Genomic DNA, 25941 nt, shown 5'->3' with positions numbered 1-25941 from the left:
CCTCTTTCTTTTTAACTAGTTTAATGTTAGGAACTCATTATCAATTTGTTCTAATTCTTTCTTTAATTGTGTAAAATCTTTGTCCTCGATATCAAGATGAGGAGCCTTCATCACACCAGCATCTATGCCTCGTAATTGCAACGCTTTTTTGAAGTAAGACATGTTACTACCATTTTTCAATGCATCACAATATTTAGTTGCGACTCGCTGTATTTTTTTCGCCTTTTCGAGTTCTCCATTCTTAAAAGCATCATAGAGTGCCACAAACGGTTCAGGATACACTCCTGAAATTCCTGATACTGTACCTTCACAACCTAATGCTAAAGCAGGTAAAAACAGATGATCTGGTCCAAAGACAACATCAAAGTCACCATTATTTACTTCTAAATACTTACTTGTCAGAGTAAAATCAGGATAACTATATTTAATTCCAATAATGTTTTTACACTGTGCCACGATTTTCTTAACTATTTCAATATTTAATTCATTAGCTGCACATTGTGGAATACTATACAAATAAATTGGAAAATCTTCTGGTAAACTTTTTGAAATTTTGACATAGAACTCCTCTGTTTCTCGGTTATTTACACTGAAATAAATTGGAGTGACAACACCTATCCCATCTGCACCAATATTATGTGCATGTTGTGCTAATTCCAAAATATTTTCGAAATGAATATCACCAACGTGAATATATACGGTTACTCTATTTTTCGCTGTTTTGACTACTGTTTCTGCGATTGCCTTTCGTTCTTCGACAGTTAGTTTCAGCATTTCTCCTGTTGTTCCAAGAGGATATAAACAATGCACTCCTTTTTCAATTAGAAACTCTGTTAAATTTGCCAATTTCTCAAGGTTAACGCTTCCATCTTTGTTAAATGGGGTTACCATCGCAGTTGTTACACCATATAGTTTTTTCATTCAAATTCTCCCTCTATTGTTTGTCAATTTTCTGTCTTGATAACTTATTCCTGCTCGTCTAGTAGGGTAAATCACCTCCTTAATAAGAATATGTTTACATTCATACCTTAAAGTTTAGCTAAAACGTTATAGCTTTTAAGACAAAAAACTAGCAACTTGCTAGTTTGTCGCAATTAGCAACTTTTTCTTTCGATTATTTTTGTTTCAAATCTTTCATTGCTTGGTGTCGAAATTGTTTGATTAATTTGTCCCATTAACTGTTTTACGCAAGCATTTGCCATTTCTTCTACAGGTAAATGTACGGTCGTTAGTGCTGGTGTCGTAAATGGTGTTTGCTCATCATTATCATGGCCAATGATCTTCAAGTCGTCTGGTATACGTACACCATACTCATGACATGCACTGATTGCACCTACCGCCATTGGATCACTTAGGAAAAAAAGTGCTTCAGGTAGTGGGTATGAAGCTTTTATTAATGCTTCCATAGCTTCATAGCCGCCTTTTTCACTGAAGTCACCATTTTTAATTATCGTATTATCCATCCCTAACGTCTCTATGCCTTCTATAAATCCTTGGCTTCTTCGTGCAACAGCCTGTGACGATAGGTTCGGTATAACCATTCCTACTTTCTTTATGCCTTTTATGTGTAGAAAGCTGGCAACATCTAAACCTGTTTTTTTACTATCAACATTTACAGTACTATACTTGTCAGAATGCCTTTGGTATAAAACAATTGGAACCTTAAGATTCGCATTATCTAAATATTGCAAATCCTTGTCTGATGCATTTGCAATAATAGCACCATTATATTTATTTCCTGTTCGTAAGCTTTCTAGCTCACTCAGTTTTCCATTTTCATAAGGCTGTATTAATATTTCAAACTGGTTGCTTTTAAATAATGTCTTATGTTGAAGACCTTGAAGGAACCTACTTATTAATGATGCTCTTGTGTCCAATGTCCATAAAATCGTGATAAAAGGGATATTAATTGCTTCACTATTTCTTAAACGCCTTGCTGATATACTGGGGAGATAACCTAAATCTTTTGCGATTTTAAGTATTTTTTCCTGCGTTTTTATCGATATCCTCATTTGATCACCTTTTCCATTCAGAACAAAGGAAACGGTACCTGGTGAAACTTTAGCTTTTTCAGCTATTTCTCGTATTGTAGCCATCTTACGTATCTCCCAAAAATATTTTAGATTTCTTGCTAAATCGTTATAGCATTCTTTCTGTCTATCAATTTACTATATCTTTTTTGCTTTGTCAACGCTTCCAAGATAATTTTTTTGAGATACCAGAATTAGGTACTTTCTCTAATCGAATTACTTTCTATTTTAGATTGCAAATAAACAACTTCTATTATTTATTCCTATACTTTTTATTATGGACGATAAAGATAATTTGAACGATTTTATTGTATAGCATCCCCAAAAATATTTTGTGCATTATTTTTACAAAGTAAGCTACCATCAATGGGGTGTTTTCTTTATCCCCTACTGATTTGTTAGAGAAACCTATCAGGATGTTTAGCATCTGTGTTTCTTGAAGACACTTTCTTTGGACCTCTAGAATCTTGAGTGAGGGTCTTACAGACGCTTAGTCTCTACGATAAATAAATTTTGCCTATTTGCTTCCATTCTCCCGTCTAACATGATTCAATAAGAGATAGAACATCCCATTTACAACTAAAGGGGGCAAACGGATGAGCAATATACTATTCGATATTCCAGCCAATACCTATAAAACATTGAGCGAAACAGAAAAATATTTACTAGAATATATTCACAATCATCTAGATGAGATCTCTTCTATGTCGATCGTCAAGCTTAGCGAACATGCGAATGTATCCACTGCCACGATTGTTCGATTAATGAAAAAAATTGGGTATGATGGCTACACTTCCTTTAAATATAGCCTGAAAGAAAAAGTAAAACTTTCTGATGAGAATAATGAAATGGAAAATATCGATCAAAAAATTAAACAAGCCATCCAAAAAAATGAGCATGAAGTAAGCAAGACGATACAATTACAAAGTATTGGACAAATTGAAGATGCCGTTCAAAAGATCCATGATGCGGAGAAAATTTTCGTATTTGGTCGTGGGTTCTCTGAAATGATTGCAAAGGAAATGACGATCAAACTACAGCTGATGGGGAAAAATTGTGAGGAACATACTGACCCGAATATCATTCGAATTAAATCAAGAAGCATCCAAGCCAATGAAATAGCTATCTTTGTTTCTCTAAATGGCGAAACAGAGGAACTAGTAGAGGCTTGTAAAAACTTAAATATTAGACAAATTACCACCATCACCCTCACGACAAGAATGGAATCAAGTCTCGGACAGATGTCAGAAATGACGTTTGTTGGCTATAAAGGAACCCAGTCCTATTTTCCAGATTATGAAGTCCGTTCTCGTCTACCTTTGAGTGTTATTTCCAGAATATTATTAGACGCATATGCAATACGAATGCTATAAAGCTTGGCAAATACGCCAAGTTTTTTTCTTTTACAACAAGCGAAAACCTTTACATATCCTGAAAACATTTACAACATATCCTGTGCCATAATGAAATTAACAAGACAACAAGGTAGGTGAGCACATGATATATACACTAACACCAAACCCAGCCATAGATCTCTATGTAGGATTAGACCAATTAACCCCTGAAGTTGTGAATCGGACATATGAAGAAGATTATCAGCCAAATGGGAAAGCGATTAATGTATCGATTATGCTGAGCAAGCTAGGAATTACCAATACGGCCATGGGCTTTATCGGTGGATTCTCTGGAAAATTTATTGAACAAGAATTAAAGAAATTGTCGATTCACACATCCATGGTCGATGTCGAGGGCATTACGAGAATAAATGTATTCGCTAATGCAGATCGAGAATACAAAATTGTGAATAAAGGACCACTAATATCCAAAGAAAAAAAGGCAGAGATGCTTGAAAAAATTGAACAAATACCAGCAAATAGCACACTATTCGTCTCAGGTAGCTTACCGAGAGGAATCCAGGATGAGTTTTACATTCATCTCGCAAAAATATGTCACCACAAAAAAATTAAGTTGATTTTAGATATTAGTTCCCATGCTTTACTAGAATGCTTGAAATACAAACCATTTCTAATCAAACCGAATGAGGACGAGCTAGCATCTTTCTTTCAATTATCAACAGCTGATCTTTACTCAGAAAAAATCATCGAGCTAAGTCAAGAACTTTTAGACAGGGGAGCTCAGCAAGTACTCGTTTCACGAGGGGAAAAAGGAGCGATCTATACTTCTCCTCACCACACGTTAAAAGTGAGTTCCGCAAACGGACAAGTAGTAAATACGGCTTGTGCTGGGGATGCTATGCTAAGTACTTTCATTGGAAAATTAGAACAAAATCACTCACTGGAAGACGCGTTAATCTATTCCTCTGCTGCAGGAGCAGCTACAGCTTTTAGTAAAGGACTTTGTAGCCTTTCACATATTCAAGCACTTATTCCAGCTATTCAATTAGAGAAAATAAAGGAGGAGAGTTTTGATGGCACCTATTAAAATTGTTGCAGCAACAGGTTGTCCCACAGGTATAGCACATACCTTTATGGCAGAAGAAGCATTGAAGAAAGCCGCAAGCAAGCTTGGAGTAGAAATTAAGGTAGAAACACATGGACAAGTTGGGGTAGAAAATGAACTTACCAAAAAAGATATTGCTGAAGCGGATGGCGTTATTCTTGCAGCGGACAAAGATGTGTATGCCTACCGTTTCCATGGAAAGCCAACCGTAGAAGTATCTGTCGCAAAAGGAATACATGAAGCAGAAGAGCTCATTCAAACCATCATTGATGGAAAAGCAACAGTATATAAAGCGAAGAAAAGTGACACTTCTGATGAGGAAGAGAAAGAAGCATCAGAAAAAGGTAATAATAATTTTGCTCATTCTATTTACAAGCACCTCATGAACGGTGTCTCTCATATGCTTCCATTTGTGGTTGGAGGCGGGGTCCTAATTGCCATATCCTTTTTATTTGGAATCCATTCCGCTAATCCAGATCATGAAAGCTATCATCCGATCGCAGCCATGTTAAATGATATTGGAAGTCTTGGCTTTCAAATGATGGTACCGATCTTGGCTGCCTTTATCGCGGAATCGATTGCCAAAAGACCAGGGATGGTCGTTGGTTTTATCGGTGGGCTAATAGCAAGTAATGGGGGAGCCGGATTTTTAGGCGGTATTGCAGCTGGTTTCATCGGTGGCTTCATTATCGTATTACTCGGTAAACTACTTGAAAAAATGCCGAAATCACTCAATGGATTAAAATCGATCTTTTTATATCCTTTAATTGGTATCCTGTTCGTCGGTGTGATCATGACATTGTTAGTAGAGCCAATGACCGCAATTAATGAAGGTATGATCTCTTTCTTAAGTAATTTCCAGAATGCCAACCCTATTCTACTCGGTATCATTGTGGGCTCCATGAGTGCCTTCGATATGGGTGGACCAGTTAATAAAGCTGCTTATGTAACAGGCACTGCTTTACTAGGCGAAGGAAATTATTACTTTATGGCAGGCGTTTCTGCTGCGTGTATTACACCACCGCTGATTACAGCATTTGCCACATTATTTTTCAAAAAATACTTTAACCAAGCAGAGCGCAATGCCGGTGGAGTCAACTTTATCCTTGGATCCACTCACATTACAGAAGGAGCGATCCCATTTGCAGCAAAGAATCCAATTGTGGTCATTCCCATCTTAATGATTGGCTCTTCTGTATCAGCTATTTTGACCTATATGATGAAAATCCAAGTACCAGCACCACATGGTGGATTCCTCGTATTACCTGTTGTGACAGGGGCAATACAATGGATAATCGCTATATTAATCGGCTCACTAGTTGGAGCATTCCTCTACGGCTTCTATAAGAAGCGTAGTTATTCAAAAGATCAACAATCGAAAGGAAGTGAAAACGATGGACAGCAAATTGCTTAATAAAAATCAAATCAAAATAAAACAACCGCTTACGACACAGAAGGAAGTATTCCAACAGATTGCAGCAATCGCTGTAGATCAAGGAATCACATCTGACCCTGATGAAGTTATTGATGGATTATTGAAGCGTGAGCAAGAAGGTACAACGGGCTTTCAAGACGGATTTGCGATTCCTCATGTACAGGTAGATGCGATTAAACGCCCAGCTATCATCATCGTATCTTCGAATTCTGGAGTAGAATGGAACGCACTAGATGGAAAGCCTGCATCCTTTTTCATCTCGCTATTAGTTCCCAAAAAGGAAGCAGGTACTACTCATCTTCAAGCACTTGCCTCTATTTCGAGAATGTTGATTCACAAAGAAAAACGTGAAGTGCTCGCAAGTGCCGAAAACACGACAACCGTAATGGAAGAGCTCGCAGGGGCGTTCGCATAAAATTTCAGTTAAGGAGAGATTCAAATGACACTCGTATCATCCACACCAATGCTAAAAGAAGCGAGAAAATCTGGTTATGGAATCGTCGCTTTTAATATCCACTCATTCGATATGCTTTACTCGGTCGCAGAAGCAGCAGCAGAGCTTGATGCACCAGTCATTATTCAAACAACTGTTGGCACTGTTCAAAATCTAGGACCAGATAGTATTGTAAAAACAGCACGTGCTGCTGCAGAAAAATTTCATGTTCCAATGGCACTTCATTTGGACCATTGCACGGATTTAGATGTTATCATCCAATGTATTCGCGCAGGCTACACCTCTGTCATGATTGATGCTTCGATGCATCCATTTGAAGAAAATATCCGTCTTACCAATCAAGTAATGGATATTGCCAAATATATCGATGTGAATGTTGAGGCAGAACTAGGGAAAGTTGGTGGTGTAGAAGATAATATCGTTGTCTCCGATAAAGATGCTGAAAAGGCGGTACCAGCTGAATGTAAAGAATTTATAGAACGGACCAGTGTACCAACCTTAGCCCCTGCGATTGGAACAGCACACGGAATTTACAGTGGTGATCCCGATATCGACTTTGACCGTATAGCGGAAATCGCCAGCCTCGTCGATGAACCACTTGTTCTACATGGTGGGTCTGCTATACCTGAAGATGATGTAAAGCAATGTATAGCATTAGGGATGGCAAAAATGAATGTCTCAACAGAATTAAAAAATGCCTACTCAGAAGCGATTAAAGAACACTTTCTAGAAGCACCAGATTCATTGGATCCTAGAAAGTATCTAGCAAAAGCCAAAGATGTTGCGAAAGAACTCGCAAAAAGTAAAATGATCCTAGTAGGTTGTGCCGGAAAAGCACCTGAGATAAAGGAAAAGGTTTATTCGAATCCATATATAGTAGATTCATTACGAGGGTAAAAGAAGCCGTTCAAAAAGTTCCATATTATCCTAACACGAATATTTTGTTAATTTCCTAGATAAAGAAAAATAAGTGGGGTAAGTCCCCTTCTATCCTTCAATTTTATCCAGCAAAAAAGAGGCTGCACCTCAAAAGCCGTTGTTCACCAACATTTTAGGGCAGCCTCTTTCTTTAATCACTAGATATCATCTTCCTACACTAACTTTAAAATCTTCATCCTTTTTTATATTTAATTCAACTGCTCAGCAAAAGCTTCGGCTCCTTCCATTAATACTTCTTTTGCATCTGCTGTAATATACTTCTGCATCGATGGCTTGTCGATTTGAGTCAAATACTTTTCGATAAACTTGAGGGCTTGATCTTTTGAATCTTTCTCATAATGATGAACCGCTTGTTTATACGTGTTGATCAATTGCTTTGCTAATGGGCCTTTTAAATCACCCGACTCTATATAGCTATCCATTAATTCTTGGAGATAAGTTGGATTTTTCGGTAAACTTTGAAGTGTAAAGTAGTCAAAATCAGCATTAATATCTCCAGCAAAAGTTGAAGTACCGTAAAATCCTACTTTTATATTTTCTAATGAAATCGCCACTGGGTCTGCTGCTTGTACCCATTCTGTTCCATTCCAATAATAAGAAGTCACTTGATCATCTATTTTTTCTAACTTCAAATAAATAGTGTCTGTTTCAGGGTGTGCCACCATGTTATCAGGCTTAGAATACGTACCATCTTCTTCTTTAGCTGTCTCAATACTGTAACCATCTGTAGTACTAGTATCCCAAACATGCCCTAACCGGACATAGTTATCTTCATCTTCCCAAATATACAAGCCTGCTTGTTGATGATTTTGGCGAATCGGTGCAGTAACCTTCGTAGTAATTTCAAAATCACCATCAGGAGCATCTCTTAAAAAGAGATTTTTCAAAGAATTGGAGGCTTCGTGAGAATCACCTTCTGATGTTAAAATTCTTAACTTACCAGGTACATCTGTTAAGCTCCATTTGTCTTCCACTTCTCTATGAATAGACCATTCTTCGGCTAAAGTATCACTATCAAAATGGTCTACTATTGCGCCTGAAGCAATTGGAGGATTTACCTGATCTTTAAATTGTTCAATTTCTTTTTCTAGAGCCTCTATTGCTTCTTGGAGGAGTTGATCGGAATCTTCATTTTGTTCTAAAAATTCCTGTGCACTATCGATTGCTGATTTTAATGCCTCTACTACAGCTTGACCATATTGTCCTGGTTCTTCACCTATTTCCGCATTTTCAAGTAATTCTTGGGCTTTACCGATTAGCTTTTCTAAGTCACTATTCTCAACTATACCAATTAAACTTCTATGAGCTTCACGCAATTTGTCAAAGTTAGCCTTTTTGACTTTTCTATCGTAGCTAAGTAAACCGTTAATTTCAATCTCCACGTCTGTTATTTGTGTGTAGACAGCTGCACTTAGTCCAGGATCTTCTTTCAATTTTTTAATACCATCAATTAACCCGAGGTAGCGGTTAGTCAATTCCTCTTTACTGCCTTGCATTTCATAATTAAAAACATTGCCACTCCACTCATTGCCAGGAACCTGTAATCCAAGACCACCGTACTCACCTAGTACAGCAATACGATCCTCGGTAGGTGTTGGAGAATCTGGCCCTACATATGCATGGAAGTCAATCACATCACCTGCACCTACATCAGTCCATCCACTAGCATTAGATACAAGTCGAGTTGGATCTAACTCTTCTACCCAATTAGTAATTCTTTCTGTATCATATTGTCCCCATCCTTCATTAAATACAGTCCATAAGTATAATGAAGGAGAGTTATAGTGCTCGTTAATCATTTCTTCAAACTCTTGCTCAAATTGTGCAGCAACTTCCGGTGATGGATCAGAATCAAACATACTCGGCATGTCTTGCCAAACTAACATTCCCATTTTATCCGCCCAGTAATGGAAACGTTGTGGTTCTAGCTTGGCATGTTTACGAATCATGTTAAATCCGAGTGATTTTGCTTGCTCAATATCAAATTTTAACGCTTCATCTGTTGGTGCCGTATAAATTCCAGCTGGCCAATAACCTTGATCAAGTGGTCCCATTTGAAATACGAATTCACCATTCAGTAAAGGACGCAGTGTTCCGTCAACCATCCCTGTTGAGATTTCTCTCATACCAAAGTAACTAGATACTTGATCAATAATCGTATCTCCATCCTTCAACCGCACTTCCAAATCATACAAAAACGGATCTGTAGTTGACCATAATCTAGGATCAGGTACTGGCAATTGAATGTTTTCTCCAACAGCACCTGTTACTCTGCCAACTTCTTCCCCTTCCTTCAGTGCGATAGCTTCCACTTCTAAATCGGTATTTTCGGTTGCGTTCACTTGTAATTCTAAGTTTTCATGATGAATTTCTGGTGTCATTTTTAAGTTGTTAATATGCGCGTCACTAACAGGCTCTAACCAGACTGTTTGCCATATACCTGAAACAGATGTATAAAAAATCCCGCCAGGATTTAATCGTTGTTTCCCAAGTGCTTGACTCATTGAAGTCGAGTCTTTCACTTCGACTATCAATTCATTTTCTCCTTCTACTAAATAATCACTAATATTAAAGCTGAATGCATCATATCCACCTTTATGTGTGCCTACTTCATTGCCATTTACATAAACATTTGTTTCCCAATCAACCGCACCAAAATGTAGTAAGACGTCATCGCCAGACCAACCTTTAGGGATCGTAAAATGCCGTTTATACCACATATGCTCCTCATGTCTTTCCACACCTGATAATTTGGACTCAACAGCAAATGGTACCAGAATTGTTTCATCCAAGGTTTGCCCAGTTGGAACGGTATCATCAGCCAATGCTGATTCAAACTGCCATTCACCATTTAAATTCATCCAATCATCTCTAACCATCTGTGGTCTTGGATATTCCGGCAATACGTTATCTGGATCGACATCTTCTGCCCATGGTGAAGCAATAATATACTCAGAATTATTGATAGCAAATGTTGTAAAACTTTCAATTGCGTCTCCTTCTGCGGTTGTAATTGGGCCATTTCCATCATAAGATACATATAGGTAGTCATTATCTTTTGCAGTAATTGGGTGATCTAGTTCCAAAATAACTGTGGAAGGATCATCCTCTTTTCTTTCAGCGTGAACCACGTTCTTATTACCTATTGTTGAAAAATAACTGGAAGTTTCATCAGGTAATTCATTTAAAGCGCTTTCAAATCTTAATGAAACTTGCATTCCATCTGTGGAAATAACCCCATTATTAGGACCTGGTACAGAGTAGTCCTCTGGCAAGTATAGGTTTTGAATAGGAATCACTTCTTTTGGCTGTGAATCACTCGACCAGCTTAACTTTAAATTAGAACCACCCATGTCTTCAAAATACTCAATTTTAATATCGTACATTTTGCCCGCTTCTAATGAAATGGGAGTGCTTTTCTGTTCATTATCCCAATCATTCACCCAGTGGTCGATTACTAGTTCATTGTCTATCCATAAGCGAAAGCCATTATCCCCTATCATTGAAAAGGTATAATCTTCAGTGAACTCTGCCTTTAGTTGGCCTGTCCACCTAACAGATACATCATCAGCTTGTCCTGTTAATTCTTCTAATAATGACTCTAAATCACTAAAGTTGATATTTGGTGTCACAACTGTTTCTTTTTTCTCATCGAAATCAAATGCGCCTGGTTCTGAACTAGTATAAAAATCTCCCTTTAAACCATTTTTTCTATCATTTTGTGAATCAGCTATTAATACGGAGAGTGGAAGCAAACACATAATCATGAGTAAAAAGACAATAATTAATTTCCTAGTCATTTTGGCATTCATAGAATCCTCCTCATAATCTAGTTAATACAAAGTGATCACACTCTTACACGAACTTCTTATTAAAAATTACACTTAGATCACCTCCTTTCATTATAATAGCAATCTTTGTACATCAAAAGGGATTAAATATCCAATTGATTCCTAGCAAGCGTTTCATTGTCAGGCTTGACTTTTATTTTTTTATTAAATTTCATCTCCTTTCTTCTCCTATTTAAGACAACAAGTCGCTGAAGAACGATAAATATAAAAAGTAAAAGGCCAACAGCTATTTTTGTCCACCATGAACTAAGTGTACCTTGGAACATGATGATCGTCTGAATAATACCCATGCTTAAGACTCCAAGCATAGGCCCTATTAGGTAACCAAATCCTCCCGTTAATAAGATCCCTCCTATCACACATGCTGCAATCGCATCCATTTCCATACCCAATAAATGCAAACCATATCCTGAAAGCATATAAATGGTAAAAACAAAGCCTCCTAGCGCGGAACAAAAACCTGAAAACATATATACTAAAATGGTGGTCTTCCTTACAGGAAGTCCCATTAACCTTGCAGAACTTATATTACCTCCAATAGCGTAAACATTCCTCCCGAACCTCGTATATTTGGCAATAAATGTAGCGATTATTACTAACATTAACGCCATAATGGCTCCAATAGATAGATAGCCTCCCCCGAAGACCGGTAATTTCACACTTGAAAAATAACTATATGTTTCGTTAGTAATTACAATACTTTCTGTACTAATCAGAAAACTAGCACCTCTAGCTAAAAACATACCAGCTAATGTGACAATCCAAGGATGCAAATCAAATTGGCTAATTAGATATCCCTGAAATCCGCCAAAAAGAACTCCAATGATAAGCGTAAAAGCAATAACTAAATAAGCATTGAATCCAATTTCTAACAGGGTAGCTGAAACCATACTGATAAACGCCACAAATGCTCCCACTGATAAGTCAATGCCACCAGTAATTATGACAAAAGCCATCCCAGTTGCCACAATAATAAGATAAGCATTATCAATAAATAAATTCAAAAAAACTTGAGTACTAAAGAAGCCAGTAAAAGAAAAAGATCCATATCCATATAACATTACAATTAATATAGTAGTTGCAACAATGAAAATATGTTTTTCTATCAATGCTAGGTCAAAAATCCTCATGTGTATGACACCTTCTTTTTGCCCAAATTTGTAAAGATTTTTCTAAATGATTCCGACTGCATTAAACACACCAAAATCACTACCAACGCCTTAACCACCATGACAATTTGCGGATTTACTCCAACCGAATAAATAGTAGTTGATAATGTTTGAATAAATAATGAACCAACTACTGTCCCACCTAAAAAATATCTTCCTCCACGCATTGACGTACCGCCAATTACAACGGCGAGTATTGCATCCAGCTCTATCCACAAACCAGCATTATTTGCATCCGCACTATTGACATTTGCGCTTAGGATAATCCCAGCGATCGCAGCACAAAGTCCACAAATCGTATAAACAATCAAAATAATTTTTTTTGGCTGAATTCCTGCAAATTTACTGGCGGTCATGTTGTTACCAATAGATTCAAGAAATAACCCCATTGCTGTCCGTTTCTTCAAGAAAATCATGATAAAAAAAATAAGGATGCCAATGTAAATAGGGAAAGGAAAACCTAACAAAAATCCAGTACCGATATAATCATAAATTGGGTCATTCGTTGTTAAGATTTGCCCACCAGTGATCAATTGAGCAATTCCTCTTCCAACTACGAGCAAAATTAGAGTTGCCACCATTGGCTGTATTTCAAATACTGACACAAGTAAACCATTCCAAAAACCGCAGACAGCCCCAACAATTAAAGCAACGATTAAAGCAAGCCAGATGTTTTGATGTTCCATAATTGCAACTGCCGTAGCACCTGATATTGCTAATACTGAACCAACTGAAATATCTATACCTTCTTTTGCAATAACTAGTGTCATTCCAATGGAGATTATCACAAGTGGTATCGAACGATTTAAAATATCAATAAGACTGCCAAATAAATGATTATTCTTTATTTCAATTACAAAAAAACCAGGATCTATAAACAGATTTAAAACAAGTAACAAAGCTAATGCTGTTAATGGCCAAAATATTTTTTGCCTAGAAAATTTAAATAGGTAGTACTTCATTTACAACATCTCCTTTAGCAATCATGTCCATAATCTTAGCCTCCGTCATCTCCTCCCCTTGTAATTCTCCAATTTTTTGACGGTCTCGTAAGATAATCACCCGATCACAACAAGCTATAGTTTCTTCAAGTTCAGCAGATATGAATAAAATGGTAATTCCCTCTTTTGCCAAATCAAAAATTAATTGTCTAATTTCTTGCTTAGAACCAACATCAATTCCTCTAGTGGGCTCATCTAAGATAAGTAAAGTTGGATTTGTAGCTAGCCATCTAGCAAGAATGACCTTTTGCTGATTTCCACCACTAAGATTATCAATGCGTTGTTCCATACTCGGTGTTTTTATTTTTAATAATTGGATATATTTATTAGCTATCCTTTCTTGCTCTTTCATAGAAATGTATTTTAATAATCCTTTTTTTGTTTGTAACCCTAAAATTATATTTTCACGTATGGTTAGATCATTAATTATTCCTTCTACTTTGCGATCTTCTGGGCAGAAGCTCAAACCTCGTTCAATTGATGATTTTGGGTTCAAAGATCGAATCCTATCATTATTTATATATACTACCCCTTGATCTAGCTTATCAATTCCAAAAATTAATTTAGCTAATTCGGTTCTACCAGACCCTAACAATCCAGCTAACCCTAATACTTCTCCCTTACGCAACTCTATATTTAATGGATTAATAGATCCTTTTCTTGCTAGATTAGTTCCGCGAAATAGCAAATCAGATGTTTTTAAATTTTTTATTTGTTTTTCTTTATGTTTAGAATTTTCATCCCATTCCCGTCCAATCATTTTTGATACTAAGTCTTTTCTGGGAAGCCGATTCATTTCATATTCTCCGATATATTGACCGTTTCTTAAAACCGTAATTCGATCGGATATTTCATAGACTTGCTCCAGAAAATGACTAACAAATATAATTCCCATTCCTTCCTCTTTCAAAGCTCTCATTACCTTAAATAATTGTTTTACTTCATTTTTATCCAGACTGGAAGTAGGTTCATCCAAAATTATGACACCATTAGACATATCTACAGCTCTTGCTATGGCTACCATTTGTTGAATGGCGGTAGAATACGAAGAAAGAACTTTAGTTACATCAATTTCTATATTCAGTCTTGTCGAAAGTAATTGCTCTGCTCTTGTATTAATTTCTTTCCAATTAATTCTTCCTTTTTTCTTTGGTTCCCTACCAATAAAAATATTTTCTGCTACAGTGAGGTTTTCACATAAATTAACCTCCTGATAAACTGCACTAATCCCCATGTTTTGAGCACTTTGGAGAGAATCAAAATCCATTTTTTCCTCTTTAAAAGAGATGGAGCCTTTATCCATTTTGTGCACCCCTGTAAGCACTTTAATTAGTGTAGATTTACCAGCACCGTTTTCTCCCATAAGAGAATGGATTTCACCTCGTTTTAGAGTGAATTTTACATTGGATAAAGCTTTAACGCCTGGAAAAAACTTAGATATTCCTTCTGCCCTTAATAAATATTCTGAATCCATGTAGAACACCTTCTTATTTGTGTGTTTTAACCTATTGCATAAAGTAAGAACAGGCTTGGTTAAAGTATAATTTTTTCCTGTAATTTTGTATTTAAAAATAAAAGTCTTTTTTTACACATTTCCGCTTAATAATTAAATACGATTAAAGGTATTAAGCCAGAAGGGCTAAGCTACAATTTACGAGTAGTGAAACGACGTGAGCAAAAAGGTGTTGAATGGGTTATAATGATAAACAAAATATCCCCGCTTCTCTTAGTGAAACGGGGATAGAATAGATTAATAAGTTATTTCAGACTTAACAGTAAACTAACTCAATAATTCCTTTTTTTTATTTCTTTTTTTGCTTCCTCTTGTGTAAAGGTTTCTTCCGATGTGATTATCCTCATTGGTATTTCTCTTCCATTTTTCAATTCTTTAGCCGCTTGCATAATTTGTGGTCCCAACAATGGATTACATTCCACAGTAAAATTTAATTTACCAGTACTTAGAGCTTTAAAGGCTTTATTGGTAGCATCTATAGAGATAATTTTTATATCACTTCCAGGTCGTAAACCATATTCCTCAATGGCTTCAATTGCTCCAATAGCCATGTCATCATTGTGCGAATATACAATATCAATTTTATTGCCAAACTGTTGTAACGCCTTTTCCATCATTTCTTTACCTTTCCCCAATGTGAAATCGCCTGTTAATGAATCTATTATACGAAGATTGTGATGGTTTTCTAGTACTTCTTTAAACCCTTGTTTTCTATCTGTTGCCGGAGCTGAATTCTTTGTACCCTCTAACTCAATAATATTTAGAGTTTCCTTACTTGATTCCACTTGATCCACTACCCATTGAGCAGCTCTTCTTCCTTCTTCAACAAAGTCTGATCCAATAAAAGATGTCCAAAGTGAATCATCTTGAACCTTTATTTCCCTGTCAGATAATATGACAGGGATCCCTGCATTTTTTGCTTCCTGTAATACTTCTTCCCAACCATGTTCTACCATGGGGGAAAATGCAATGACATCAACTTTTTGTTTAATGAACTCTCTAATTATTGCTATTTGTTTTTTTTGATTATTATTTGCATTTTTTAATTGAAGGTCTACGTTTTCATGATCAGCTGCTTTTATAATGGAATCTGTATTCGCTGTCCTCCATGCACTTTCATTCCCTACTTGTGCGAATCCTAGTGTAACTTTCCCGTCAGTGTCTAAATGGTCAGTTAACTCATTTCTCTTTAGATAAAAGTCCTTCACATTTTGAGAGGTTACTTCATGATTTCTTAATATTATTTTTTTCGGAATTTCTGAATCTTCTGCTAGGATACGAATAGCATATTGTACCGCTTGTTTCCCTCCTGTAGGAGTTATAAATGTTGTATCTATTTTCTTTTGATTTACAAGACGAAGTCCTCCATTTGGCTTATCAACGCCATCACTACCAATTATTTTAATATCGTCGATGTCTAACGAATCAAGTGCTTTATACACACCTAAAGCCATCGCATCATTGTGGGCATATATTAGATCAGGTTGATCAATACTTGTTTTTAGTAGTGCTTTTATTTTATCTTCTGCTTTATCCCTTTGCCAGTTAGCAACAAGTGTGTTAACAATTCTAATATTTTTCGTTTGATTTATTTTTTCTCTAAAACCACGACTCCTCTCTTCTGCTTGAACTGTACCCGTTAAGCCTTGAACCTCAACTACTTCGCCACCTTGATCGCCTAATAATTTTATAGTGGCATCAGCAGCCATTTCACCTATTAAATAATGGTCAGTGCCAATATAAAGTGTATAATTATAACCATCTACACCTCTTCCTAACACAATTACTGGGATTTCATTATATACGTTCGATATGACTGATGTCATTGCTATTGAATCTTCAACAGACACAATTAATAAATCAATACCATATCCCTTTAAACCATTAATATCATCAATTTGCTGTTGTGTATTTTGCGCTGCGTCAGTGTAAATTACTCTTATATTAGGATATTTTGCTGCTTCCTGTCGTAATTCTTCATTCATTGAAATTTGCCAGGGTTCTAGTAGATTAGGTTGTGATACTCCAATAACGTAATCGACTTCCGGCTCTGAATTAGAATTCGAATGATACATTTTGAAAGTTATAACTAATACTAAACATACCATAAGTGTTCCAAACAATATAATAGTAGTGATGTTTCTATTATTCATGTATTCTTTCCCCAGTACGATAAACAGTAGGTGAAAACCCAACCACCTTCTTAAAGGCAATGCAAAAATAATGTTGAGTACTATAACCAACCATTTCAGCTACTTCATATATTTTCAAATAAGGATCCTTCATTAAGGTTAAAGCTTTATTAATTCGTACGTTTGTAAGATATTGAACAAATGAGACACCCAGTTCATTTTTAATTTGTTTACTTAAGTATGTTGGATTCACTTGCACATGGTTTGCAACCTTTTGTAACGAAATAGATTGGCTATAATAGTGTTGATCAATATAATTTTTGGCTAATGCGACAATGGGTGTCATTTTATTTGCTGATTTTAAATCACTTATTATTTTTTTATATTCCTTAGGGAAACTCAAAAATGAAGTTAATAGGTATTCTCGGCAAGTAACAGCTTTTCCTAGAAAACGCTCTAATTCTAATACTATTTTTCGATTGATATCAAATAAAGTTTCTGTATCTATCTTTGGGATAAGTAAGACAATATGACCAGATTGGTCCTCAAACATTTCCTTTGATTCATATCCACTTAAAAGATCACTAATAATATTTTTTATTGAAAAACTTAATAAAGCATCACTCCAATTTTGCTCCATACTTCCTATGTTAATTTCTTTTATAACTTTAAATACCGATAATCCAGTATGCTTTGTTAAATCGATACCAAGTAGCTTTGCATGGTTCTTCATTTCTTCTTCTTGATAATGTCCACGACTCCAATTCAATAGAAATTTTTCCTTAAGAAGTTGTTTATTTCCTTCCAATTGTTTTTCACGGAGCCTATTCCTAGACTTTCTTTTCAAGATGTTAACAGCATCCTCAACTGTCCTCTTTAATTCCGTCTTCTTCACTGGTTTTAATATATAGTCTATTGTTCCCATTTTTATAGCTTTTTGGGCATAAATGAACTCATTGTAACCTGAAATAACAATAAAAACAGCATTAGGTAATATCGGACGTAATTTTTCCATTAATTCTAATCCATTTAAAAACGGCATGTTGATATCGATAAAAAGAATATCTGGTCTCAATTCTTTAGCTTTTTTTAACGCTTCTTCTCCATCTTCTGCTTCACCTATCACATTAATGGAATAAGCTTCCCAATTTAATGATTTTTTCAACCCTCGTCTAATAATACTTTCATCCTCGGCAATTAATAATTTCCACATTAATTAGCCCCCCTTGAAAGATTAAAATGGCTTAAGAGGAAGTATTGCAAAAATTGTTGTACCTCTTTTAAATTCACTATAAACTTCCAGGCCATAATCAGTTCCGTACGATAATTTGATTCTTTCGTTAACATTGAACAAACCATACCCCTTAGATTTAGAATCAATTTCCTTTAGATAATTATTAATCTCTCGTAATTTATCACTTTTCATCCCATTACCAGTATCATGAACTGTAAATAGTAGCTTCCCATCTTGAGTATCAATGTTAATTAGAATCTTCCCTTTTCCTTTCTTATTTCTTATACCATGGTAGATTGCATTCTCCACTAGAGGTTGTAATATAAGCTTTAAGACTTGAAAATCTTTTAAACTATCATCCATGTTTATCTCATACTCTAACTTTGATTCGTATCTAGTCATTTGTATAATAAGGTAGCTTTTAACGTGTTCAACTTCTTCTTCCACTGTAATAAATTCTTTTCCTTTATTTAAGCCTATACGAAAAAGTGTTGTTAGCGCATTCACTAATTCAGTTATCTTTGTAGCACGATATTCGTCCGCCATCCATTGGATAGTATCTAACGTATTATATAAAAAATGTGGTTTGATTTGCGCTTGTAAGATTTCTAACTCTGCTTCTCGCTTCTTTTTTTGTTCTTTATAAACTAATTCGATTAAACGTTCAATTTCATCAATCATTTTATTGTAACTCTTACCTAGTTGTCCTATTTCATCTGTATATTTAGAATGGAATCGTAAATCAAATCTCCCTTCTTCCACATTTCCCATTAATGTTTTCAATTTATTAACCGGTTTTGTAATCATATTTGCAAAAAACAAGGAAAACATAGATCCCACCACCAAAGTAATTAAAGCGATTACAAAAGTGAGTTTCTGAACCTCTGAAACTACTTTAGTTGTTTCATCTAGAGAAAAAACACCTGCTACTTTCCACCCGATATCAGAAATAGTGTTGTAAATAATTTGATAATTATTCCCTTTAATAGTTTGTTCAATTGGTGAAGAGTTTTCATTTTGTAACCAGCTAGGGTGTATTCGGTAAACAATATCATTTACTGGTGCATACACAACTTTACCTTTCTCATCAGATATAAATACAAAACCACTTTTTCCCAACCTAATAGATTCAATTATATTCTTGATAAAATCTAATTTTAAGTCTATCAAAATAACTCCCATTACTTCCTTAGTAACTACGTTTCTGTATGCCCTTACAAGCGTAAGTACATTATTTACTTGATAACTTGAATTGTTTTTTATATTCCTTCCAATTGGATTACTAATTAAATGTGTTTTTTCAGGTGACTCTATTGCTTCTACATACCATGGCTCTTTTGTGAGTGGATCTCTTGAGATACGTGAGATTTCATTACTTATAAACCTATCATGCTTATTTAAGACTAATATTCCCGCAATCTCAGGATGTCTATTTTTGTAGATTTGCATTTTGTTTTTTATTAACTGTTCGGAGGTACTATTACTCACCTGTTTCATCATAAACTCTTTTACTACGTCTTCTTGAGAAAGATAAAACATTATGTTTTCGTTTTCTTTTATACGAGTTTTTATATTGCTCCAAACTTGATTAATCATTTGATCAGTATGCATATTTGCTTCTTCTTCTATTGAATCTCTATAGATATTTCCTCCAAAAAAACTTAATGTAGCTACACATAAAATTATAATAATAATAAAATAAAATAAGAGCTTAAATCGAATACTTTTGTTATTAAAATATAACATCACTTTTTTTACATTGATTGTTCTCCCCCCTTTGTAAAATTCTTAGATAAACCTATTATTTATTATTAAGAATCTTTTATCAAGAGGAACTGAAATATGAATAAAAACCGAGATTGAAAATACAATCCCGATTTTTACGACTTAATACTTTCGATCAGGTAAGGCTGCTTCAGCTTCTTCTGAACCCACAAACACTGTCTCTTCTGTTTTAATCCATCTTTCAATTTCTTTTCCTTCCATTAAATCTTTTGCTGCCTGTGCAAGCTGTGGTCCTAATAATGGATTACATTCTACAATAATATTTGCTTTACCTGCAATAACTGCCTCAAAGATATCACTAATTCCATCTACAGATACAATTTTTATATCTTGCCCAGGCTTTAATCCATATTCTTCAATGGCTTGTATGGCTCCTAATGCCATGTCATCGTTATGGGCATAAACGGCATCAATATTCTCCCCATCAGATTTTAAGAACGCTTCCATAACTTCCTTACCTTTTGACCTTGTAAATTCACCAGTTTGAGATTTAATAATATTATATTTCTCATTTTTACTTATAATATTTGCAAAACCTTCCATTCGATCATTTGCTGCACTGGCACCTACAGTTCCTTGAAGTTCTACAATGTTCGTTTCTACCTCCTCTCCAATGAGGTTAATTAATTCTTTTGCTGCATTCTCACCTTCAAGAATAAAATCTGATCCTATAAAGCTTGTATACAACGATTCATCTTCTACCTCAATACGTCTGTCTAATAAAATAACTGGAATACCAGCTTCCTTTGCCTCTGTTAAAACAGTTTCCCAGCCAGATTCTACTACAGGAGCCAATGCAATTATATCTACTTGTTGAGCTATGAAACTTCTTAGCGCCTTTATTTGGTTTTCTTGTTTTTGTTGAGCATCAGAGAATTTCAGTTCAAACTGTGGATCATTTTCTAATGTTTCTTTAATAGATTCTGTCTCAGCAGTTCTCCATCCACTCTCTGCACCGATTTGTGAAAAACCAACAACAATAGGGTCAGAAGAAGCTTCGTTATCATTTGAAACTTCACTATTGTTGTCTGTCTCACTGTTAACATTAGTTGAGTTTTCTGTACTACAAGCTGAAAGAATCAATACTACTGAAAACATAGTAATAAAAAATAAAAATACCTGTTTCATACTTTTCACGTTTCTCTCCCCTTTTATTTTTGTTTTGACTCCTTCTCATGATAAAAAGAATCTCAACAAAAGTATTTACAATATTGCTTGTTTATTTATAAATTTCCGTACATTTATATTGAACAATTAAATAAGTCGTTTGAAGTTACGTCCACATGACAAGGAAGTGCATATGGATTCACAAGGAAATTTTGGAATGGGAAGGATCTGATTAATGAGGAGCCTGTAGAGGATGTAATTACCAGGAATAAAGAAGTCCCCTACAAAAATCGAGCCTCCTCACCTGGAGCATTACATTGTAGAACGATCTATTAATCGATGTAAGCCGTAAAAAAAAAAATCGCCAACCTGTGAAGAATCCCTTGTGCTACACGGTGAATCTACTATTTCTGAAGATGATGTAAAGAAGTGAATATTACGGATGTAAAAATGAATATATCTTCGACATTTAATTAAAGAAGGCCTAGAAAAGTAGCTAAAGCAAAAAGTAAGCTAATATTAGTAGGTTGCACAAATTCATTAGGATTTTAAATAGAAAGAAGTATCCAGAATAATTTTCTGGATACTCCTTTTACTAAAGCTTAACTTTAGAACACTAAACGTAAAATGAGAATAATTTCTTTTTTGGGACAATTATTTAGAAAGATTTCTCCTTAACTAATATACCTTTTCACGATTACATAACCAGGATTTATTCAATATAAAAATCTTACTTTCCTGCTATTTACTCCTTCATCACATCTTTCAAGAATTCAATGACCATCTTTCGGTTGTGAATATTTAATTTTCTATAACACCTGCTGACATAATCTCGAACAGACTTTTCTGTTAGTTGGAGAGTATCAGCAATTTCACTATTTTTTTTATTAAGATACATTAAATATAAAATCTGTGATTCCCGATTTGATATTGGAATATTGTAATCATGTAATCTTTTTCTCATTAATTCCTCACCAAAATATCCATTATATTTAATTTCCTTCAACATCTTCTCAGCAATTTCACCTGATAGAACATATTGATCTTGATAGACATCTTTAATCACACTTATGAACTTCTCCGAGGTTAAATTATATAATAAAAATCCATCCACATTATGTTCTAGCCCATAGTAGACCATGTATTTATTAAAATTTGAAAATAAATAGATCAGTTTAACCTGAGGGTACTTCTTTTTAAATTCGTGAATACTATCGACAGTCTTTTCGCTTAAAGCATCAATATGTATTAATATAACATTAGGACTTAAATCTTTTAATTTTTTTAATAGGTTAGGTTGGCCCCTGACAATTCCAATAGAACTCATATCCTCTTCACTATTGATGATGAATTCTAAACCTCTGCTGTAAATATTCTTTTTATCTACTATAACAATCTTAATTATAATCTCCATCTCCCATCTAGTGCTTGAAGGATTAACTAGTATAAAACTAGTGATAGAGAACCCTTAGCAATTCAAGCTTTACACTATGCTAAGTATAATGATTTCTACTTAACAAATTCAGAACAATATGAGTAATAGTAAAGATAGCAACTAGGCTAATAGCACTAAATTTAAAGACTAGATGACGACTAATTTTGAACTTGTTCCTACATGAGGATGGATTCTTATAGATGTTATTGTTATTGAACTAAGCTTGTCATATTCTCCCAATGTAAGAAAGAGCGATCGCTTCCTTTACTTAAAGTGGAATGTGAAAAGATACAGTTGTACCATGTTCCAATTTACTTTTAATCGTAAGCCCTTTGCCATAAAGCTGAATCAGCCTACGATCAATGTTTCTTAGTCCAATTCCTGCTCTCTCCTTAGAGTGTTCTTCAATCTCATAAAGCTGTTCAATCTCTTGTTCTAGCATTCCTCTTCCATTATCTGAAACAGAAATGCTAATATAATCAGAAAATGCTTTTATTTGAATACAAATAGTTCCCCCTTCTTTTCGTTGTAATATACCATGTCTTACTGCATTCTCAACTAGTGGTTGTATAGACAATGGTGGTAAAAATACATTAATATTAGGCTCAATTTCCCAGCACACCTTTATACGATCTCTAAATCGTTCCTGTTCAATATATAAATAGGAGCGAACAAGCGAAAGCTCATGCTCAAGCGGGACCATCGGATCCGAGTTTTTAAAATCAAAACTTAATTGTAAATAATTACTAAATTCTTCTAAGAGAGCCTGCATTTTCGGTAGATCGATCTCTCCTAGTGCTGCAATGGAGTTTAATGTATTATACAAAAAGTGTGGTTGAATCTGGGATTGTAGCCATGCCCCTTCCATCCGCACACGTTCTTCGATGGACAGTTTTAATTCAATTAACGCCCGGACTCTTGCTTTTAATTCAGTAGAGTCTACCGGTTTTTTCACATAATCATTGGCACCAGATTGAAAACCTGTCAATATATCCTCATTACGAGTTCGTGCAGTTAATAGTAGGATAGGTAATTCCGAGATCGAATAGCGTTCTCGAATCAGTCGTGTTAATTCATATCCTGAAACTTGTGGCATCATCACATCGGAAATTACGAGGTCATACCGTTGTTTTTCTAACTGGGCTATCCCCTCCATAGCACTTGTAACCGTAAAAATCTCATAATTTTCCCTTTCTAGGAGATAGGTTAGCACCTGAAGATTCACACTATCATCATCAACAGCAAGTATTTTAGTTTTTTTACTGATCTGATGCGATGCTGTTCTCGATGGATCAGTCCCATTTGCTGCTATTATATTATTTATTATTGGAAGAGTGCCTGTTGTGCTTACTCCTTCTCTCTCCTGATATATTGGAACGGTAAATGTGAATACAGAGCCTTTATGAAGAGTAGAGTGAACGGATAATGTCCCCCCGTGTAATTCTACTAGCTGCTTACAAATGCTTAATCCAAGTCCAATTCCATCACTATCTCTTGCTGCATCGTGGTGTGCTTGTTCATATGGTTGGAAAATTCTATTAAGAGCCTCCTCTTCAATACCTACCCCCGTATCCTCGACATGTATGTATACCGTTCTATTCTGACAATTAGCGCGGATTTTAATGGTTCCTTCATCCGTGTATTTTACTGCATTATGTACTAGGTTAAAGATTATTTGAACTAGTCTATTCTCGTCTGCATGAACTGTAGGTAAATCGTCAGGTATATCAACTTGTAATTGAACATGCTTACTCTCCAGCATAAAGCGGATCATATCGACGACACCAGCTATGATAGATGGTAGTGCTACCGCTGTAAGTTTTAGTTGTATGGCGTTTTCTTTCAATCTCGTAATATCTATTAAATCATTTAACATTAATGACATGCGCTTGCCGATATTTTCCATCGTCTCCAAGCGCCTTCGTTGGTCAGACAATACAGATTCATTCGAGTCCTCTAGGAGGGAATTAGTCAAATTAATGATAGCATGTAAGGGGTTTCTTAATTCATGTGAAGTGTTGACCAAAAATTCATCCTTTCGTTTGTTTTCAAACTGCAATTTTTCAGCTAGTTGCTTAGTCTTCATGTTCGTTCGAAAATAACGTCGGAACCAATAGGACGAAAAAGCTAGTATTACAATAATGAGATCAAATGGATAGTGCATCCATTCTACATATTGAGTTTTATTTATCATAACAGTCCATAAGAAGTTTACCCCAATTGTTATACATCCAATAAGGAGAAAAAACAGATCCTCGGTATTCTTGATCTTTTTTCTAAGAATATTTACTGAAATGATTACCGATAGCGGTATGACTACAACTAATAATAAGCGCAAGAGACTTTCAATATGAGAATAAGGTACCACTAGGACTAGCAAGGCATAGAACAGACAAAAATATTGGAAACCTCGCAATGCTAGCTGATTGATTTTGCTAGGGAACAATTGGCTAATAGTAATAGGGATAAGCATTGCCACACCAATATAAGAAAAGTAAATGACCTTCTTAGACCATTCATATGGTAAATCAATCCAAACCAATAATAGCTTATCATCAGAAACTAGGACACTGAGAGAAGCAAATAGAATGAGTACAAAAAAGTAGAGTAATCCCTTGTTTCTCACACCTAGAAAAAAGAAAAGAACAGCGTATATACTATGAAGTAATAATACGACACATAGTAAAACCTGTAATCCCATAGAAAGGTTTGTACGAAATTTAATAGCATCCATTGTACCAAAACGAATCGGCTCTGTTATTCCGGCTGCTCCGGTATAGGTATAAGTTGCCACGTGTATTACTAGATCAATTTCGTTTTGAATTGGTTCGATTTCTATTGTGTAAGGTAGATCACCTGCTTGATAGTTTTCTATTTTTGTTGCAGGCTTTCCATAACTGGCTATCTTCCTACCATTCACATAAATGGTTGAAGCGCTTCTAATTTCATTTATTCGTAAACCTAGAGCCTTTTGATGTTCATCAAGCAATATACGTAGCCTATATGTTCCATAATGAAAAGGATTATCACCTTGATCAGCAAAGGCCTCATCCCAGGTCTTAGGAACAGTTAATGGACGTTTGTCATCATCCAATATATTTATATCTTTCTCCGGGGAAACAAACGCAGACGGATAAAAGTCCCACTCCCCTTTTAAAGATAGGGTTTGATTGCTTGAGAAATCCCATCCGCGAAGGTCCAACACACCGTTTTCTACAGATGGCTTTTCGGTATATTCAATGGTTGTTAAAAAATTCATCCATACTAATCGGATCGCTGTTATCACTAACATAAAAACTACTAGAATGAATATCCATTTCTTTTTATATTTTTGCTTCATTATATCCTCTTCAGATCTTTAATTTTTCTATTTTTTTACTTCCTACCATGATTATA

The 25941-nt window shown here is 35.2% G+C and carries 17 protein-coding genes; 5 read left to right on the top strand and 12 right to left on the bottom strand.

Features of this window, described 5'->3' with window-relative positions; all coding sequences use genetic code 11:
• Window positions 1-15 precede the first annotated feature (15 nt).
• Both ACZ5R4_RS16955 and ACZ5R4_RS16950 read right to left on the bottom strand, forming a co-directional pair.
• Window positions 16-921 (bottom strand): dihydrodipicolinate synthase family protein, encoded by a 906-nt coding sequence (locus tag ACZ5R4_RS16955; RefSeq protein ID WP_109985311.1) that lies wholly within the window; start codon window positions 919-921, stop codon window positions 16-18.
• A 173-nt stretch (window positions 922-1094) separates the two neighbouring features.
• Complete coding sequence (locus tag ACZ5R4_RS16950) at window positions 1095-2096, bottom strand: LacI family DNA-binding transcriptional regulator (RefSeq protein ID WP_109985310.1); 1002 nt, start codon at window positions 2094-2096, stop codon at window positions 1095-1097.
• Between the two features lie 530 nt (window positions 2097-2626).
• Here ACZ5R4_RS16950 and ACZ5R4_RS16945 point away from each other — a divergent pair.
• From ACZ5R4_RS16945 to ACZ5R4_RS16925, 5 genes are all read left to right on the top strand, one after another.
• Window positions 2627-3403 (top strand): MurR/RpiR family transcriptional regulator, encoded by a 777-nt coding sequence (locus ACZ5R4_RS16945; RefSeq protein ID WP_109985309.1) that lies wholly within the window; start codon window positions 2627-2629, stop codon window positions 3401-3403.
• Between the two features lie 124 nt (window positions 3404-3527).
• Complete coding sequence (gene pfkB, locus ACZ5R4_RS16940; protein WP_464367678.1) at window positions 3528-4472, top strand: 1-phosphofructokinase; 945 nt, start codon at window positions 3528-3530, stop codon at window positions 4470-4472.
• Window positions 4459-5904, top strand: a complete 1446-nt coding sequence (locus ACZ5R4_RS16935) for a PTS fructose transporter subunit IIC (protein WP_109985307.1) — start codon at window positions 4459-4461, stop codon at window positions 5902-5904. Before pfkB ends, ACZ5R4_RS16935 begins: the two co-directional genes overlap by 14 nt.
• A complete protein-coding gene (locus tag ACZ5R4_RS16930; protein WP_464367677.1) occupies window positions 5885-6340 on the top strand; it encodes a PTS sugar transporter subunit IIA in 456 nt (151 codons plus the stop codon). Before ACZ5R4_RS16935 ends, ACZ5R4_RS16930 begins: the two co-directional genes overlap by 20 nt.
• A gap of 24 nt (window positions 6341-6364) precedes the next feature.
• Complete coding sequence (locus ACZ5R4_RS16925) at window positions 6365-7276, top strand: class II fructose-bisphosphate aldolase (RefSeq protein ID WP_464367676.1); 912 nt, start codon at window positions 6365-6367, stop codon at window positions 7274-7276.
• A 230-nt stretch (window positions 7277-7506) separates the two neighbouring features.
• On the opposite strand, the gene ACZ5R4_RS16920 is transcribed toward ACZ5R4_RS16925, so the two are convergent.
• The 10 genes from ACZ5R4_RS16920 to ACZ5R4_RS16875 all read right to left on the bottom strand — a co-directional run bounded on the left by ACZ5R4_RS16920 (window position 7507) and on the right by ACZ5R4_RS16875 (window position 25885).
• Window positions 7507-11130: an FIMAH domain-containing protein gene (locus tag ACZ5R4_RS16920; protein WP_464367675.1), complete on the bottom strand. Its 3624-nt coding sequence runs from the start codon at window positions 11128-11130 to the stop codon at window positions 7507-7509.
• Window positions 11131-11252: 122 nt separating this feature from the next.
• A complete protein-coding gene (yjfF, locus tag ACZ5R4_RS16915) occupies window positions 11253-12299 on the bottom strand; it encodes a galactofuranose ABC transporter, permease protein YjfF (protein ID WP_464367674.1) in 1047 nt (348 codons plus the stop codon).
• Window positions 12296-13300, bottom strand: a complete 1005-nt coding sequence (locus tag ACZ5R4_RS16910; RefSeq protein ID WP_464367673.1) for an ABC transporter permease — start codon at window positions 13298-13300, stop codon at window positions 12296-12298. The genes yjfF and ACZ5R4_RS16910 overlap by 4 nt, the downstream gene beginning before the upstream one ends.
• Window positions 13281-14813 carry a sugar ABC transporter ATP-binding protein gene (locus ACZ5R4_RS16905; protein ID WP_464367672.1) on the bottom strand — a complete coding sequence of 511 codons (1533 nt, stop codon included), beginning with the start codon at window positions 14811-14813 and terminating at the stop codon, window positions 13281-13283. Before ACZ5R4_RS16905 ends, ACZ5R4_RS16910 begins: the two co-directional genes overlap by 20 nt.
• Window positions 14814-15124: 311 nt before the next feature.
• Entirely contained in the window at window positions 15125-17005 is a 1881-nt protein-coding gene (locus tag ACZ5R4_RS16900; protein WP_464367671.1) for a substrate-binding domain-containing protein, read from the bottom strand.
• The gene (locus tag ACZ5R4_RS16895) at window positions 16998-18197 is read right to left on the bottom strand and encodes a response regulator transcription factor (protein WP_464367670.1); all 1200 of its coding nucleotides are present in this window, start codon (window positions 18195-18197) and stop codon (window positions 16998-17000) included. Before ACZ5R4_RS16895 ends, ACZ5R4_RS16900 begins: the two co-directional genes overlap by 8 nt.
• Before the next feature lie 21 nt (window positions 18198-18218).
• Window positions 18219-19964 carry a cache domain-containing sensor histidine kinase gene (locus tag ACZ5R4_RS16890; RefSeq protein ID WP_464367669.1) on the bottom strand — a complete coding sequence of 582 codons (1746 nt, stop codon included), beginning with the start codon at window positions 19962-19964 and terminating at the stop codon, window positions 18219-18221.
• A gap of 141 nt (window positions 19965-20105) precedes the next feature.
• Entirely contained in the window at window positions 20106-21131 is a 1026-nt protein-coding gene (locus ACZ5R4_RS16885; RefSeq protein ID WP_054860363.1) for a substrate-binding domain-containing protein, read from the bottom strand.
• A 724-nt stretch (window positions 21132-21855) separates the two neighbouring features.
• The gene (locus ACZ5R4_RS16880; RefSeq protein WP_054860270.1) at window positions 21856-22524 is read right to left on the bottom strand and encodes a LuxR C-terminal-related transcriptional regulator; all 669 of its coding nucleotides are present in this window, start codon (window positions 22522-22524) and stop codon (window positions 21856-21858) included.
• A 289-nt stretch (window positions 22525-22813) separates the two neighbouring features.
• Window positions 22814-25885 (bottom strand): hybrid sensor histidine kinase/response regulator, encoded by a 3072-nt coding sequence (locus ACZ5R4_RS16875; RefSeq protein ID WP_464367668.1) that lies wholly within the window; start codon window positions 25883-25885, stop codon window positions 22814-22816.
• Window positions 25886-25941 lie beyond the last annotated feature (56 nt).

This window comes from Gracilibacillus sp. JCM 18860 (assembly GCF_055395245.1).
This window is presented reverse-complemented; position numbering and strand designations above follow the sequence as displayed.